The following is a 15,754-nucleotide window of genomic DNA, read 5'->3' as shown; positions in this document are numbered from 1 at the left end:
CTAATATAGCACCCAAGGCATTTAATGCACTGCAAGAATTATTTAATGATCCTATCGGTCTAAATACATATGTTGAACATAATGCAGCTGCTTCATAGATTAGAGCAGTCTGGGGATCAGCTTGAGGAAAAAATAGCTCGTTGAGAAGCACTGCCATATGTACATATAAATATAAATCAAAATATTCAAGAAAAGTTCCAATAGACAAAATACCTCATGCTTGTTTTTGTTCTCTATTTAAACTTGTTTGTGCTTTCTCATAGCCGAGCATAAATTCTTTATAAAAAATTAAATTGTAAAGAAATCTATACTGTTTTATATAAAAGTCAATAGGAGATTTCATTTATACGAAAATCAGAAAGTGAAGTGCAACTTATTATTAATTTATGTTATCCATTTTGTAAATATAATTGCACTAGTTTAAAGCGGTATGTCCCTGTATTTGAGCATTCATCACAAGCCCAAAGCCGATTAGCATGGATGCGATCATTGTTCCGCCGTAAGAAATAAACGGCAGCGGTACGCCTACTACGGGAAGCAAGCCCATAACCATAGCTATATTAATAAATACGTGACTAAATAAGATTGAGGTAATACCTATTACCATTAATTTACTAAAAATCTTTCGGCAATTTGCGGCAATTAATAAAGAAATAGTTATAAGTGCAAAATATAATATTAGTAAAAACATTCCTCCTATAAAGCCGAACTCTTCAGCGAAGGTAGCAAAGATAAAGTCAGTTTGATGTTCGGGAAGAAAATCCAAATGGCTTTGGCTACCTTGATTTAAACCGCGTCCAAATAGGCTACCTGAACCTATAGCGATTTTAGACTGAATAATATTATAACTAGCACCGAGCGGATCATGTTCGGGATCTAAAAAAACCATTACCCGTTTTTTTTGATAATCATACATCATATTCCAAGCAATAGGTAGGCTAATAAGAGCAGCAAGACCTAGTATTATAAAATATTTTATTCTAAAACCTGCCGCAAAAAATATAATTGCTGAAACAATTAAAACAATCATTCCCGTACCTAAATCTGGTTCTCTAATTATTAGAAAAGCCGGTATTAAAACTCCTATAATCGGTATAATAACTTTATGAAATTTTGTAAGATCATCAATTGTTAGTGAATGGAAATATCTAGCAAGCATTAGTACAACGGCGATTTTTATCGGTTCGGAAGGTTGAAGCTTAACTATACCGATATCAATCCATCTTTTACCGCCCATGGCAGTTGAGCCGAAAAGCTCCACTGCTACTAGTAAAGCTAGTACGCACAAATAAAAGATATACGATAACCTAAATATTATGCGTAAATCAATTAATGCAATAATAATAGCTAAAGGCAAGAATATACAAAAATTTATAATTTGTTTGTAAGCCCAGGGCTGCAAATTGCTATTTGCTGCAGAATAAAGCACAATGAAACCAATACAGCAAATTAAGCTAATTAGTAAAATTAAAGTAATCGGTAATTTTTGTAATTGTTCTAGATAATTTTTATGCATTGTTTTTGTATTCAGTAGAGGTGTTGTATGTCATTCCTGCTTTCGCAGGAATGACATAACAGGATTCCGGCAACAAATCTGCTAACTAAACCCCAACATCAAACACCTTGAAAATAAATACTAATTCGTCAGCTATCTCTTTCAGATAATCAAAACGACCGGCAGAACCTTTATGTCCCGTATCCATATTTGTTTTTAATAATAAGGGATTATTGTCCATTTTTAGTTCTCGTAATTTTGCTACCCATTTAGCAGGTTCCCAGTAACCTACACGTGGGTCGGATATACCGCAAGTAACGAACAGAGCAGGGTAGTTTTGTGCTTTTACGTTATCATAAGGGGAATATGATTTAATATATTCAAAATATTCTTTCTCTTTCGGATTACCCCACTCATTATATTCCAAGAGAGTTAACGGTAAGCTTTCGTCAAGCATGGTACTCAAAACATCAACAAACGGTACATGCGCAATTGCTGCTCTATAGATTTCCGGTTTTTCGTTGAGTACGTAACCGATTAACATACCACCGGCACTACCGCCCATTATTACTATATTGTTGTTACTTGTATATTGCTCGTTAATTAAAGCTCTACTACAGGCTATGAAGTCTTCAAATGTTCTTTTTTTGGTTAAAAACTTAGCAGCTTCATACCAATCATGACCTAGATCATCGCCACCTCTAATATGAGCAACTGCGTAAATAAAACCGCGATCGGCAAGTGTCACTGCTGTATTTCTAAAATTGACGGGCATAGCGATGCCATAAGCACCGTAACCCATTAGATATAAAGGATTTGAACCGTCTTTTTTAAATAAAGATTTTTTATAAAACAAGGTTATAGGTACTTTTATATCTTCATTATCTGCAAATATTCTCTCTACTTTATATTCCTCCGGGTTAAAGCCTGAAGGTATTTCGTGGCTCTTTAATATCGTTAATTTATCGCTATTAAAATCGTAGCTATAAGTGGTATTGGGTCTTGTTAGAGAAGAGTAATCTATTCTGATATCGTCTTCCTCAAAGTTTGTAGAAAAACTACTTGCTTGGAAACTTTCGTCGGGAAAATGAATTGTGTTTTCTTGTAAATCTTTAAATCGCTTTATTTTTATTAGTGGTAAACCTTGGTCACTATAGTTTAAGATTAAATAATTATTTGTAACATTAAAGCTTTTTAAATATTTGTCTTGTTCTTCCTTAATATAAATATCACCCCAATCATCCCAGCTAGTATTTTCAAAATTATTTACTGGCAGTTTTATAACATGGAAATTTTTAGCTTTATAATTAGTTTTAATATAAAAATAATCGCCATTATATTCTATTTCATAGAATATTTTGTTTTCTGCGGCTCGTACTAATTTAGGCGTAAAACTATCATCCTGCATAGAAATTACGTAAATTTCATTTTCATTATGATCGCCTGAATTTATAAAAATATATTCATGACTTGCTGATTTCTCACAGCTGATAAAATGAAGAGGGTTTTTTACCTCGAATATTAATTTATCCTGAGTGACCTCTTCACCTAGAAGGTGAAACATTACCTTATCCCAGCGTTGATTCTCATTAATAGTAATATAGAAAAAGCCGTTTAAGTGTTCATGCCAAATTATAGTAGGAGCTACAGCTAAATCTCGATCGTTTGATACAAGAGAATTTTGCGGCATTCGCCTATGCTCACGTACATTTGTACGTTCCGCAGGCTCTTCCTGAGATTCATCTTGTCTGAAGCGATCGAGATTTAGCTGTACATTGCCTAATTCATCAGGTAAGTATTTTTGTTCTTTAAGGTTGTATATTTTGATATTGTATTGTTCATTACCTGTAAAATTAACACTATAAGCCATTAAATTGTGATCAGGTGACATTGCAACTGTAGCAACATCAGTGAAACCGCTATTTGGAGCAAGAAGGTTGACATCTAATATTACTTCTTCCGCTGAATCCATATTATTATGCTTTCTGCAATATATCGGATAATTTTTATTCTCCTCTACTCTATGGTAATAGTAATAATCTTTGTTCTTAACATAAACCGATTCATCGTCTAATTTAACCCGTCCTTTTAATTCTTCAAAAATCTTTTCCTTATCATTTTGTAGATCGGCAAAGAAATTTTCGGTATATTGATTCTCAGCTTTTAAATAATCTAAAATTTTAGAGTCTTCTACATTTGGCCACTTAGGATCACGCAGCCAGTGATAATCATCGTTTATTGTTGCCTCATGAACTTCAAAGTTGTAATTTTGTTTGTCTGTTATTGGTGGTTTCATGTTTTTTATTTTTTTGTGTTGTTATGCCTAAAGTTGTCATTGCGAGGCGCCGTAGGCAACGCGGCAATCTAGTAAAATAATAAAAAAATTCTGTAATCATAATTGTTTACTGGATTGCTTGGTCGAAACTTACAGTTTCTTCTCGCAATGATGATTTTGGTATCTATCAATGACATCGAATTATTGTAGTGTTAAAATCAAACTAATTAATAGGAATAATACAATCAATATAGCAGTTTGCTGATTATGCCAAGCAGATATTTTACTTAAAATATTATCCCAAATAACCTTAAAATTAAGATATTCTGCCGCATCTTCGTTATTGTCTGCCGTTTCTTTATATTTATCGATACTGAAATATATAAATTTTTCAATATATTGGTATAGGTCAAGGTTTATATTTTCTGTCGAAATGCGTGGTATTTTTCTAAATATTAAAGCCAATAACAGTGAGATTGCAAGGATAACTAGCTTAAAGTTAGCAGTATGTGATATTTGAATAGGGTAGAATAAACATATGCATAAAGTTATGATGCAGAAAGAGAGGTAGGTTATAGTTCTTATGTCATTCCCGCGAAAGCGGGAATTAAAGCTTTTATTTTTAAGGTTTTTACTGGATTCCTGCTTTCGCAGGAATGACATAAAGAGAGACGGGAATGACGTAGAACTCTCCATCAACAACCCACATAATACGGTACAAGTTGCTATCTTGGAAAATAGCATTACACTATTCTCGTTTAAAATATTAGCTATTTCATCTTTAATATAAGAAGAACTAATAGGCAGTATAGATGTATAGATCAATATACTAATAACAAATCCGCTTAATAAAATAAAATTAATTTGAATATTCTGAAGATCTTGGTAATTTTTAATATCATACTCATCTTCTATATAAGCGAAATATAAAGCAAATAAACCGTTATATAATATATGTATGAATATAAAGCTTGTAATAAGATAAGCTATATTTGGAGAGTTTATGCTAATAGCCGTTAATATAAAACCAAGCTGTGATACGGTAAGATAACATATTAATCGTTTAAGTTTTTTTTCAATTAGAGAAAATACTAATCCGTAAATGATCATTGATATCCCAAAAAACTTTAATATCTCAAGACCGTTAAATAATTTTAAAATGATAATTAAAGTAACTTTAGTAGTAAAACTAATTAAATATACAATACCGCTACTTGAAGCTATAGGATAGCAATGAACCACCCAGCCGTTTACAAAAATAGCCGAGGCATTAATTAAACAACCTGCAAGTATGAATATTGCTGGTAACTCAAAATTATTTACTGATTCCGTTAAAGAAGTAAAAGTCGTATTACTGGTTGTTTGGATTAGAAGAGTCATACCGATTAAGATTAGCCCGCTGCTGAATAAATGAGTGAGGAAATATTGACGTGCCGGTTTTATCTTTAATTGGTCACAAAAAATAATTATGCAGGCAAAAATCGTCATGAATTCAAGCGAGATTATCATGGAAATAAAATCAGCTGCAAATACGCATATAATAGAGGATAAACAGTATAAACTACCTATTAAGCATTCTAATTTTCTATTTTGGGAAATTGTATAAAGATTTAAAATAGCAGTAACAATTAGAAATGCTAGAGCTATTAGCTGATTTTGTGGGTGAAAATCAAACATAAGCTCAAAATTAGTAAGCGGAAATGTACACTTGGTATTTTGAATAAACATTTTAATCTTTAGAAGAAACTGTTAAAACCTCTAGTCCCTGGATTCTTTTAAAGTCTTTTACATTTAGAGTTAATATCGGGAAACCTTTTGTAATAGTCGTTGCTGCAATAAGCATATCATGAGTTCCTATAGTTGTTTTATACGTTGTGTGTATAAATCATGAATAATACGTGCATATGTATATACTTCTTCAATACCGAAAGGTAATATAGTAAACAGACTTTTTACGTATTCTATAAAAGCTAAACATTTTATACGTTTATTCTCATTCTTGACTCTATCTATTCCTATTAATAGTTCAGTTAACACAATAGGGCTAATATAAGTCTGACCGTAATGTGACCATTGCTTAGTATTTACCTTCCCTCTTTCTAAAGCTATGATTATAGCAGTATCAATAATTAATCCTATTCAACCAATTTTTTAATATCTTGTTTAGTATTGCATCTTATTTCTTCGAGATTTTTCATGTATTAATCAGCATCTTCAGGATCAAGATGTGGAACATTTTTAAAAGCTTCCTCTAAGTCTCTTACTGCTACAGAAGGCTTGATTTCTGCAGGCGTAATCCTTACTACGATATGATTACCTTTTTGAACGTCAAAGCTTCCGCCTTTATAGTAAATTCTATTCATAATATCTGAAAAAGAGCGTACAAATTCTGTTGCTCTAATAATTTGTGCCATATTTATACCTTTGATACTTCAAGATTTGGTACGTCAAATTTCGGGATTCGCCTGTGCTCACATACTATTGTTATTGTACGCTGTGCAGGCGCACTGCTTATTTGACTTCCAACTTTTGAAGTATCTGCAGTATACATATTATATGATTATGTGTAAATTATGTAAATATGTTTATGTAATATAAGCTAAAAATTCTCTGATTAAGATTTGAATAAAATAGAAAAGAGTTACGGCACAGCAGCACATTATTATACTAATTTGCATAGAGTAGGGGAGTGGTTTTGTTACGCTAGATTCTACTAAAGAAGGTTTATAAATAGAGCTTAATATTTTGAGCAGGTAAAGGCTTGAGAATATGCTACTAGCTATTACGACAATCATAACAATGATTTGATTCTGTTTGCTTGCGGCAAGTAATATTGAGAATTTGCTAATAAATCCGCTAAAGATAGGTATACCGATTAATGATAATGAAGAGATAGATATAATAAAAGAAATTAAAGGAAATTCTTTGGATGTACCATGTAAATTCTGTACTTGATCAGCTTTCTTTAAACTGTAAATACTTCCCATACTATAAAATAAGCAGATTTTTGTAAAAGAATGTGAAACTAAATGGAGTATTGCGGCTCCAAGTGCCTTAGGTGTTAACATGAAAGCACTAAGCAATGCAAGGCTTAATTGGTTCATAGTGGAGTAGGCGAGTATTTTTTTGATATTATCCGTGTCTAGGGCTTTGATTGAGCTATAAAATATGCTTACTATCGGTACAAAAATTAACCAGTTAAACTCGGCAAATATCATTTGTAAATACGATAAACCGAATATATATAATAGGATTTTGTAAATACAAAATAATCCGGTTTTAACCACTATTACGGCATGTAGCAAACTACTAATGGGGTAATGTGCAACCATCGCAGCAGGAAGCCATGAATGCACCGGAAAAATTGCAGTTTTAGCAATACCGCAAATAAACATTAACAATAAAATAATTGACTGGTTTTTGGAAAAATAATTTTCTACTAAACTCCCACTTGCAAAATCTCCGTTACCGGCTTTAGTATAAATAATTATCACTGCCGGTAAAAATAATATTGTGGCAGAAATCATCAGAATTTTTAGATATTTATATAACCCGCTAAGTACTATATTATTTTTGGTATGTCCTATTAAAAAAGCTGTAGAAATAGTTAAAAGCTCATAGCAAATAAACATCGTGAATAAGTTGCTAGATAAAGCAATTAAAACACCGATTAGAATAGTTAAGTTAAAGAAAAATAAGAATCTAGAAGAATAGTCTATATTATTAATAGCAAGATATTTAGGAGTGTAAAGTAAAGCACAAATCCATAAAAAACCTATTAAGCTTAAGAAAATAATCCCTAAAGGTTCAAGATGGAATCCTATAGAGTAATTACCGAATATATTAAATTCAAATCCTGCTCTAATACCTTTTAAAAACAACCAGTCTATAATTAAAATATTACCGAAGAAAAAAATAGCGATAGTAACAAGTAAAAAATTACGTATAAAGCTATCTTTTTTAGTGGCATACGGGCTAGTTAAGTTTAATGCACCAACTAGCAAAGTTGATAGAATCAAAAGACTCGGAGTAGTAAATTGTGTAATCATGATAAGCTGTTATATTTTTTTTGATAGTATGGTTAGAGCATTACCTGTATGGCTCTCTATGTCATGCCTAGCTAAAAGTGGGAATCCAGAAAAAGCGAGATAAATCATGCTTTTAGTTTTAAAAACTTACTGTGTTTATATTTTTTAATTACTGGATTCCCGCTTTCGCAGGAATAACAATAGTACCATTTTATAATGGTAAGATAACGATCCTACGGAGCTAAGTAAAATTATAATAAAATCTAATAGTAGATTTTGTGTTAATAATAATTCAAGAATATTTACTTTGATAAAAAATAATGGACTGATAGGTAAGCCACAGCTACAAATAATAGCAATTATTATTAAAACTTTGTTAGGCTCTCTTTTATAGCTTTCATTATAAGCATCTATCAAGAAAAGAGCTATTTTATTTATACTATCCGCAAGTAATAAACTTGGTAAAACTATTATACCGTTTTCGGTTACGTATAATAAAAATACGTAACCTATTTGAGTGAAACATGAATAAATTATAATATTCTTGAAATCTTTTGCTTGGTAAGCAAAATACGGGGCTATAATAAGAGTAGCTAAAGCGATAGGTTTGATAAAATTTGTAATAGCCGTTTTAATTGTCTGATAGCCTATAATAATATAAGTAAATTTATATATTATATATATTCCTATTATAGTAGAAATCCCTGCTAAATATACTAAAATAACTGAAGCCGTGTTATTATAAGCTCTCATCATCCAAAAATGCATAGGGAAAAAAGCTGTTTTTAAAATAGCACCTATTAAGAAAAAACCAATAGCTATAGTGATTATACGGGAATTAGTATGTTCTTGTAAATAAGCTGCAATTTCTGCCATATTCAAACTACCCGTAATGCTTAGCAAAAATCCTATAGATATAAGAATAAGAGTTGCACCGATACTACCTATTATCAAATAATCAAAAGCTCCGATTAAAGATTTTGGATTATTACCTGAGGCTATCAGGACATAGCTACTAAGTGCCGAAATCTCTATAAATATATATAGATTAAAAAAATCGTGAGTAGCAATCATCCCTAAATAGCCCGTATGAGCGAATAATAATATACCGTAAAATAAAGATTTTCTATTATTGTTTATATATTTTAAGATAGTTTGATTAGTAATCTTATGACAAAAAACTAAAAAGAATAATAAAACCAAGTTAAGATAAATAATAATAGCTTGGTTTAGTGCATTTAGCCGATATTCTATTCCTGTTTTTGAAGTCCATCCTCCCATGGTGTAAGATAGTTCCGTATTTTGTATAATGCTATATCCATAAACACTGACCAAAAGGCTAGATAAAATGCAAATCGTAGTAATTACTCGTGCAAAGGTAATAAAGCGAAAAGATATTATTGAGAGTAAAGCCCCGAATAAAGGGAATAATATTTGTATGATAGGGACATGGTTAGCTAGAATCATTTATCAAAATTAATTTCATTTTCTGATATTGTACCAAAATGTTTATAAATTTGATATAGTAAACTTAAAGCTACGCTAAGAGTAGCAAACCCAACTACTATAGCAGTTAGCATTAATACATGAGGCAAAGGGCTAGTGTAAGTAGTGACGCCCTCTTGTAAAATAGGTACACCGCCTGTTTTAATTTTCCCGATACTTAAATAAAATACTAACACCGAACTTTGAAAGATTCCAAGCCCGATAATTTTATGAATATAATTACGACTTGTAAGCATTATAAATAAGCCGCTAGTTAGTAAGATCAAGGCAAAGAAATATATTAAATGATGCATAATTATATTGTTATTGTAAGAAAAGCATTGTTACGTGAATGTGAATCAGTTTCATCGTCATTGCCACGCTCCTTTTAGTCGCTCGCAATGACATTGGTAGACATTAATACATTTTGAAAGACTGATTAAATACGCATGTGACTTTTTTGCCCTTACGTATAGCGAGCTTAGGAAAAACCTGTTCAAGGATCACCATATTAGGATTATCTTGAGCAAGGCGATAATTTACTAAAGATTCTCGAAGTGAATCATCTACAGCAAAAATACCGGAAATTTCAGCGTTTTTATCTCTAAATTGCAGATAAGTAAACTCGCCGTCATCAAAAATTTTAATAGGAGCTATTTCTTCGCTGCCGCTAATATAGTAATTAAAGTTATATTTTTCAGGATGAGTCAGGTCGGGACTTGCTAGGGCAGCAGAAAAAGTTTGCATATGACCGCTCATATTGTCATTTTCGTCATCCGGATAAAGAAACTTTACGTTAAAGACCATTTCAGGATCACGCATATCAAGAGTTTCGGCGGCATATAGTTCAAAGAAGTAAGTCCGTTTATTAGTAATTAAAGTCATATTAGTAGTAGCATCCGGTTCCATCGGTTTAATAAAAATCCTATGACCGGCAGGTACTATTTGCCATGAAGTAGTATCTCCCATAGAAATACTTACTATTTCCTCGTCTCTGGCTAGTTCTATACTTGCTTGATAGCCGTAATATCCTGTGAATTTGAAAACATCGTCAGGGTTATAAGTCATAACTCTTAGACGTGGGTCTCGACCTAGAGGTCGTGATATAGTAAGAGCAAATACATCTAATGTAAGTATTATAAAAGTACAAAATATTATTAGTTGCTTCATATTATTTCTGATTTTTATTCCTTAATAACTTTAGCTTGTAACTAGTAACGGTAAAATTGAACGGCATATCAGGTGATGTACTTGTACTGATAGAATCCATTATAAATCCGATTCTTGCTTCCCATACCATATTTTCTAAAATTGCACCCGTACTATTTTTTGCCAATGATTCAAAAGTAACAACTGCCTCGTTATCGTTTATATTGTTAATTGATAATATATTAATTGAGCGTCTATATAGTTTTTGATATCTTATGACCGGTGATAATGGGTTATCAATATGCATAAAATTAGCAAATTGCATATAAACAATACTCGTAGAAGCATTTTTGATAAAGGTAAATTGTTCTTTTAATATATCGTAATTGTATTCTTCTCGTTGGTTTACATAATTCTGAAGCATAATATTTGCAACAGAGATATAAGGATTTGCTAATGTTGAATGTTTAGTATTAGTAACGGTAGCTTGTTTTTCGGCATCATCTTTTATTAAATAACTCACTTTTTTGTTTATTGGTAGCAATATATTGATATTTATACAAATTAAGGTTAATAATAAGGTAAAAATCGTGCATATTAAAAGCAGAAGACTTCTATGACTTAACGGTAAGATATACTTAAAATTATACCATTTTCTTGCATCAATAAAATATTCGCCGGATTTTATATATTCTTGTATTGCGTTGGCTAATGGGTCCATAATTACTAGATTAATATCTAATTTTATTCTGTTTTAACTCTATCATAATTATAATATGATTATGATTTGTTAATTTAATGTTATTTAAGCTATAAAATAGGTTTATATTGTTGCTACAATACCAAATATTGTTTAACTTTAAAATTAAAATAAATAAATTATAAATTAAAATTATACAATAACAATTATTGATGTTAGTTATTATGTTATACTCGTCCTACTTGAAAAATTGGCGACAATGTGTCTTTATAAGTCCACAGGTAGCCACGTATTAAGTATACGCTCTGCTCCCAAGCTGAACTGCGTATAACGACTCTTTATTTACTTCAGAGTATAATAGTTTACAATCTTTTTAATATTTTTTTATATTTATAAATAGATTTTTTCAAAAAATGCTTGTGAACTATTGTATAGTAAGGTAATTTTAAAATAGTAACAAGATAATTTAATAATGTATAATTAGAATGTTAAAATCTAGAATGTTAAAATCCTTAAAGCTTCTATTAGTATTAATTATGCTTGCTCAATTGTTGTCATGTACCCCTTCAGCTCCTTATGAAATTAAAAGCCCGTGCGTTTCTGCTGATATAGATGATGGCTCGAGTGTAAGCGTAAATCCTTGTATAAGAAGACCTGTTAATTCAGTAAATATAGCATAAAAGTAATAGTTTTACACAATAACAATGTAATAATAAAAATACCTTTGATATGAATAATATATTTGGCTTCTTTAAATCAAGTAATAACTTGCAAAGCGGTTCAGGAGATACACAAACGCAAGAAAGTATTAAATCGGCTAATCCTTTAAAAATTACTCAGAATTGGTATGAAGAGCGATCTGATAAGTTACTTGTTCAACGTAACTTACTTATCATATTAATAATACTATTAACCATTTTTATGGTTATATCAACTTTAGTAATAGCATTTGTAGTAAAATCTAAACGGTTTGATCCTTTTGTTATTCAGCTTAATAGTAATACCGGACGTGCCTCGGTGGTAGAACCTATTTCATCACCGGTGTTAACGGCGGATGAGTCTCTTACAAGATATTTTATAAAGAAATACATAACGGCACGGGAAACATATAATCCGGTTGATTTTGCGACGATAGCTCGTACGACAATAAGATTATTTTCAACAAGTAGTGTTTATTACAATTATCTTGGCTATATAAGAAATAAAGATTTTGATCCTACTTTAAAATATAAAGAAGAGAATACTACATTTTTAGTAATAAAATCATGGTCAAAAATCGCAGCAGATAAATATATAGTTAGATTTTCTGTAAATGAAACATCAGGAAACCAATTAGTTTATAATAAAATAGCGGTAGTAAGTTATGCTTATGTGCCTATGCAATTAACAGATTCAGAACTTGATGTAAATCCGGTAGGGTTTCAAGTTAACGGATATAGGGTAGACGATGACAATAGTTAGATTTTATTTTTTAGTTTTTATATTATTAAGCGGTTTTACAGTACAACGAGAATGTCCGCTTGTAGATGATACATGTAATAGTAGTAATAATTATGTAGATGATTTATCTATAACTAAAGATAATAGGATAAAAACTTATATATATAATCCAAATGAAGTTTATTTATTAGTTTTGCATTTTGGCTTTCAATCGCATATAGAATTTGCTAAAAACGAAGAAATCCAAAATATAATTCTTGGGGATGCTTATGCTTGGAAAATAACTCCTTTGGCAAATAGATTATTTATTAAGCCTCTTGAAAAAGATATTCGTACAAATATGACTATTATAACTAATAAAAGAATATATGAATTTGATATCGCTTCTACGGAACTTATGATGGGTAACGAAAGGGATTTAGTATATGTAATTAAATTTTACTACCCTAAGAAAAATAGTAATTACATGGCAAGATTTTAATCGGTGTCATTTCTGCGTAGATATGTCATTGCGAGCAGCAGTAGGCTGTGTGGTAATCTCATGAAATAATACAAACTCCTGAGATTGCAGACGTACAATTGCTCTGCGATTTCCTCGCAATGACGGAAAAACTGATCCACGCAACAATGACAATAAAAACACTTTAACTAATATAATTTAATTTAGATATGGCTGAAGAGCAAAATAACAATCATAATACCGGTTTTTTATCAGGAGCAGATTCTCCTGAAGTACAAAGAGAATTATCAAAAGTTTCGGTTAGCTTTAATAAGAGTATTGCGATAGTAGTCATAATTTGTGGTATTTTTATATATATTTTTTATACTCTTTTTTTTGGTACTGAAAAAGAAGAAATACCGGAGACTCAGATACCGAGTAATATTGTAAAACCTGTTATGGAGGTTGATGATAATATTCCGGAGATTCCAAAGTTACCTGATCCACCTAAGCTTGAGACGCCCACTGCGCCTCCACCGCCTCCGGTAGTAAAAGTTCCACCGGTCTTACCTCCTACTACTCCTGTAGAAGAGAATAAAGACAAAACGCTTTCATTGCCGCCGGTTTCGTTGCCTTCGACTTCAGGAACGTTAGTTGAGAGCGATGCAGAGAAGCAACGTCGTGAAGCAAAAAGAAAATCAGCTATAGTGTTAATTGGTGGTGTAGAGCCTAAAAAAACATCGGAACAGATTACGGCAGAAGTGACCTTTAAAGATCGCGGTGATATGTCTTTGGTTCTCGGACGCGGTAAATTAATTGATGCAGTCCTTGAGACGGCAATAAATAGTGATCTCGGCGGTGAAATAAGAGCCATTATTAGTAGAGACGTATTTTCTGAGAAAGATAAAGTTATATTGATACCGAAAGGGTCAAAAATATTCGGTAAATATGCAACCTCAACTTCGTCAGATAGTTACGGTAGAGTTTCTATAATATGGGATAGAATCGATTTAACTAACGGTTATACTATAGAATTCAATTCACCTGCAGTTGATAATTTAGGTAGACCAGGATTACAAGGAAGAGTTGATAATAAATATAAAGAACAATTTGTAAATGCCGTATTACAATCCGCCTTTAATATAGGGCTTGCTAAAGTCCTTGATAAGTTAGTGCCGCCTCCTATAGATTCTCAGGCAGCTGCTACCAATAGTGCTACGGCAACACAATTGTTAAATACTGCTCAAACTATTGCGTCTAATACTGCTATGAATGCAAATACTAGGATAGTTACAATTTGTACTAATATACTTGCTGCTATTACCGATAAAACTTCGACTGCTTATACTACTATGACTCAAGCATGTACAACCGCACAAACTGCTTCTTCAGCGAATACTGCTGAACAGAGACTTCAAACCTTAGTACAGGCAGTTAATACGGCAGCTGCAAGTTTGCTTACTACTACCTCTATAGCATCAACTCCGACGCAAGCACAACAAGCTTCTACTCAAGCTTTTACGGATGTGACGAATGTTGTACAAAATATGATAACTCAGCAGCAGTTTAAGCTGACGACAACGGTTAATCAAGGTACGCCGGTTAGAATATACGTTAATAAGGATTATAAATTCCCAAAAGCCGTTTTATTAAAATCGAAGGTAATGAAATGAATGAAGAATTTGCAGCCTTAGAGACGTTTTTACTTCCTTTTAAAAATTTATTTGCTGAAGACGGTATTAACGAAATTATGGTTAATAAGCCCGGAGAAGTATGGGTTGAAAAAAAAGGCGATATATATTCTCAGCAAATACCGGAACTGGATAGCGAACATCTACTTGCATTAGGGAGTTTAGTCGCTCAATCTACCGAACAGATGATTTCAGAAGAAAAACCGCTTCTTTCGGCAACTTTGCCGAATGGCTACCGTATTCAAATAGTATTTCCTCCTGCTTGTGAGATAGGACAAATCATTTATGCTATAAGAAAGCCTAGCGGTATGAATCTAACTTTAGATGAATATGCTAAAATGGGGGCATTTGATGATACTGCAACAGAGAGTTTAGTAGATGAAGATGCAGTAATTTTAAATAATTTCTTAGCTGAAAAAAAGATTAAAGAATTTATTAGACATGCAGTTGTTTCAAAGAAAAATATCATAATTAGCGGTGGTACTTCAACCGGTAAAACTACTTTTACTAATGCGGCACTCACTGAAATACCTGCAATAGAAAGATTAATTACTGTAGAAGATGCTCGTGAGGTTGTGCTATCAAGCCATCCTAACAGAGTGCATTTACTGGCTTCCAAAGGAGGACAGGGGCGTGCAAATGTTACTACTCAAGATTTAATAGAGGCTTGTTTGCGTTTAAGACCAGATAGGATTATAGTAGGTGAGCTTCGAGGTAAGGAAGCTTTTAGTTTTTTGCGTGCTATTAATACAGGTCACCCCGGTTCAATATCAACACTACATGCTGATAGTCCCGCTATGGCTATTGAGCAGTTAAAGCTTATGGTTATGCAAGCAGATCTTGGTATGCCGCCTGAAGAAGTAAAGAAGTATATTTTAACCGTTGTAGATATCATTGTGCAGTTAAAACGCGGTAGCGGCGGGAAAAGATATGTTTCGGAAGTATATTATAAGAAGAACAAGAACGTTGAGGGAATGGTTTAAAAACGTCATTGCGAGGAAATTATGAAGTAATTGACGAAGCAATCTCAGGCCACAATCCTGAGATTGCCA

At 32.1% G+C, this 15,754-nt stretch carries 13 protein-coding genes and 4 pseudogenes; 5 read left to right on the top strand and 12 right to left on the bottom strand.

The features are described from left to right. The 12 genes and pseudogenes from AB4K15_RS03495 to AB4K15_RS03440 form a co-directional block, all read right to left on the bottom strand. Nucleotides 1-211 (bottom strand): annotated as a pseudogene (locus AB4K15_RS03495) (hypothetical protein); the annotation flags it as partial. Nucleotides 212-415: 204 nt separating this feature from the next. Further along, entirely contained in the window at nt 416-1,516 is a 1,101-nt protein-coding gene (gene rodA, locus AB4K15_RS03490; RefSeq protein ID WP_032074033.1) for a rod shape-determining protein RodA, read from the bottom strand. An 85-nt stretch (nt 1,517-1,601) separates the two neighbouring features. After that, the gene (locus AB4K15_RS03485; protein ID WP_500225692.1) at nt 1,602-3,791 is read right to left on the bottom strand and encodes a prolyl oligopeptidase family serine peptidase; all 2,190 of its coding nucleotides are present in this window, start codon (nt 3,789-3,791) and stop codon (nt 1,602-1,604) included. Nucleotides 3,792-3,971: 180 nt separating this feature from the next. After that, complete coding sequence (locus AB4K15_RS03480; RefSeq protein ID WP_500224513.1) at nt 3,972-5,498, bottom strand: proton-conducting transporter transmembrane domain-containing protein; 1,527 nt, start codon at nt 5,496-5,498, stop codon at nt 3,972-3,974. A gap of 1 nt (nt 5,499) precedes the next feature. Then, nucleotides 5,500-5,909 (bottom strand): annotated as a pseudogene (vapC, locus tag AB4K15_RS03475) (ribonuclease VapC). Further along, a pseudogene (locus AB4K15_RS03470) lies at nt 5,906-6,184 on the bottom strand (antitoxin). Before AB4K15_RS03470 ends, vapC begins: the two co-directional pseudogenes overlap by 4 nt. Nucleotides 6,185-6,189: 5 nt before the next feature. Beyond that, a pseudogene (locus AB4K15_RS03465) lies at nt 6,190-6,318 on the bottom strand (palindromic element RPE5 domain-containing protein); the annotation flags it as partial. A 37-nt stretch (nt 6,319-6,355) separates the two neighbouring features. Beyond that, nucleotides 6,356-7,819, bottom strand: coding sequence for a proton-conducting transporter transmembrane domain-containing protein (locus tag AB4K15_RS03460; RefSeq protein WP_032074036.1), 1,464 nt, complete (start codon nt 7,817-7,819; stop codon nt 6,356-6,358). A 144-nt stretch (nt 7,820-7,963) separates the two neighbouring features. Then, nucleotides 7,964-9,265, bottom strand: coding sequence for a proton-conducting transporter transmembrane domain-containing protein (locus AB4K15_RS03455; RefSeq protein WP_032074037.1), 1,302 nt, complete (start codon nt 9,263-9,265; stop codon nt 7,964-7,966). Next, the gene (locus AB4K15_RS03450; RefSeq protein WP_032074038.1) at nt 9,262-9,597 is read right to left on the bottom strand and encodes a Na+/H+ antiporter subunit C; all 336 of its coding nucleotides are present in this window, start codon (nt 9,595-9,597) and stop codon (nt 9,262-9,264) included. Before AB4K15_RS03450 ends, AB4K15_RS03455 begins: the two co-directional genes overlap by 4 nt. 103 nt (nt 9,598-9,700) lie before the next feature. Continuing rightward, the gene (gene virB9 / locus AB4K15_RS03445) at nt 9,701-10,453 is read right to left on the bottom strand and encodes a P-type conjugative transfer protein VirB9 (RefSeq protein WP_032074039.1); all 753 of its coding nucleotides are present in this window, start codon (nt 10,451-10,453) and stop codon (nt 9,701-9,703) included. 1 nt (nt 10,454) lies between these two features. Next, nucleotides 10,455-11,153, bottom strand: coding sequence for a VirB8 family type IV secretion system protein (locus AB4K15_RS03440; RefSeq protein ID WP_032074040.1), 699 nt, complete (start codon nt 11,151-11,153; stop codon nt 10,455-10,457). Nucleotides 11,154-11,632: 479 nt separating this feature from the next. On the opposite strand from AB4K15_RS03440, the gene AB4K15_RS03435 reads away from it, so the two are divergent. From AB4K15_RS03435 to virB11, 5 genes are all read left to right on the top strand, one after another. Further along, nucleotides 11,633-11,812 carry a DUF2706 domain-containing protein gene (locus AB4K15_RS03435; RefSeq protein WP_014366024.1) on the top strand — a complete coding sequence of 60 codons (180 nt, stop codon included), beginning with the start codon at nt 11,633-11,635 and terminating at the stop codon, nt 11,810-11,812. A 49-nt stretch (nt 11,813-11,861) separates the two neighbouring features. Beyond that, entirely contained in the window at nt 11,862-12,593 is a 732-nt protein-coding gene (locus tag AB4K15_RS03430; RefSeq protein ID WP_032074041.1) for a VirB8 family type IV secretion system protein, read from the top strand. Then, nucleotides 12,580-13,053 (top strand): TrbG/VirB9 family P-type conjugative transfer protein, encoded by a 474-nt coding sequence (locus AB4K15_RS03425; RefSeq protein ID WP_012152618.1) that lies wholly within the window; start codon nt 12,580-12,582, stop codon nt 13,051-13,053. The genes AB4K15_RS03430 and AB4K15_RS03425 overlap by 14 nt, the downstream gene beginning before the upstream one ends. Before the next feature lie 188 nt (nt 13,054-13,241). Beyond that, nucleotides 13,242-14,684, top strand: a complete 1,443-nt coding sequence (locus AB4K15_RS03420) for a TraB/TrbI/VirB10 family type IV secretion system protein (RefSeq protein WP_032074042.1) — start codon at nt 13,242-13,244, stop codon at nt 14,682-14,684. Beyond that, a complete protein-coding gene (gene virB11 / locus AB4K15_RS03415) occupies nt 14,681-15,685 on the top strand; it encodes a P-type DNA transfer ATPase VirB11 (RefSeq protein WP_032074043.1) in 1,005 nt (334 codons plus the stop codon). Before AB4K15_RS03420 ends, virB11 begins: the two co-directional genes overlap by 4 nt. Nucleotides 15,686-15,754: the final 69 nt, after the last annotated feature.

The organism is Rickettsia aeschlimannii, from assembly GCF_047973405.1.
In the GTDB taxonomy this organism is placed as follows: Bacteria; Pseudomonadota; Alphaproteobacteria; order Rickettsiales; family Rickettsiaceae; genus Rickettsia; species Rickettsia rickettsii.
Note: the sequence above shows the minus strand (reverse complement) of the source record. Positions and strands in the feature narration are given on the sequence as shown.

Bases quoted from the DNA above. Each gene is read 5' to 3' on its own strand.
- AB4K15_RS03455 (WP_032074037.1), bottom strand. From the start codon at position 9,265: ATGATTCTAGCTAACCATGTCCCTATCATACAAATATTATTCCCTTTA.
- AB4K15_RS03440 (WP_032074040.1), bottom strand. From the start codon at position 11,153: ATGGACCCATTAGCCAACGCAATACAAGAATATATAAAATCCGGCGAA.
- AB4K15_RS03460 (WP_032074036.1), bottom strand. From the start codon at position 7,819: ATGATTACACAATTTACTACTCCGAGTCTTTTGATTCTATCAACTTTG.
- virB11 (WP_032074043.1), top strand. From the start codon at position 14,681: ATGAATGAAGAATTTGCAGCCTTAGAGACGTTTTTACTTCCTTTTAAA.
- AB4K15_RS03485 (WP_500225692.1), bottom strand. From the start codon at position 3,791: ATGAAACCACCAATAACAGACAAACAAAATTACAACTTTGAAGTTCAT.
- rodA (WP_032074033.1), bottom strand. From the start codon at position 1,516: ATGCATAAAAATTATCTAGAACAATTACAAAAATTACCGATTACTTTA.
- virB9 (WP_032074039.1), bottom strand. From the start codon at position 10,453: ATGAAGCAACTAATAATATTTTGTACTTTTATAATACTTACATTAGAT.
- AB4K15_RS03425 (WP_012152618.1), top strand. From the start codon at position 12,580: ATGACAATAGTTAGATTTTATTTTTTAGTTTTTATATTATTAAGCGGT.
- AB4K15_RS03430 (WP_032074041.1), top strand. From the start codon at position 11,862: ATGAATAATATATTTGGCTTCTTTAAATCAAGTAATAACTTGCAAAGC.
- AB4K15_RS03480 (WP_500224513.1), bottom strand. From the start codon at position 5,498: ATGTTTATTCAAAATACCAAGTGTACATTTCCGCTTACTAATTTTGAG.
- AB4K15_RS03435 (WP_014366024.1), top strand. From the start codon at position 11,633: ATGTTAAAATCCTTAAAGCTTCTATTAGTATTAATTATGCTTGCTCAA.
- AB4K15_RS03420 (WP_032074042.1), top strand. From the start codon at position 13,242: ATGGCTGAAGAGCAAAATAACAATCATAATACCGGTTTTTTATCAGGA.
- AB4K15_RS03450 (WP_032074038.1), bottom strand. From the start codon at position 9,597: ATGCATCATTTAATATATTTCTTTGCCTTGATCTTACTAACTAGCGGC.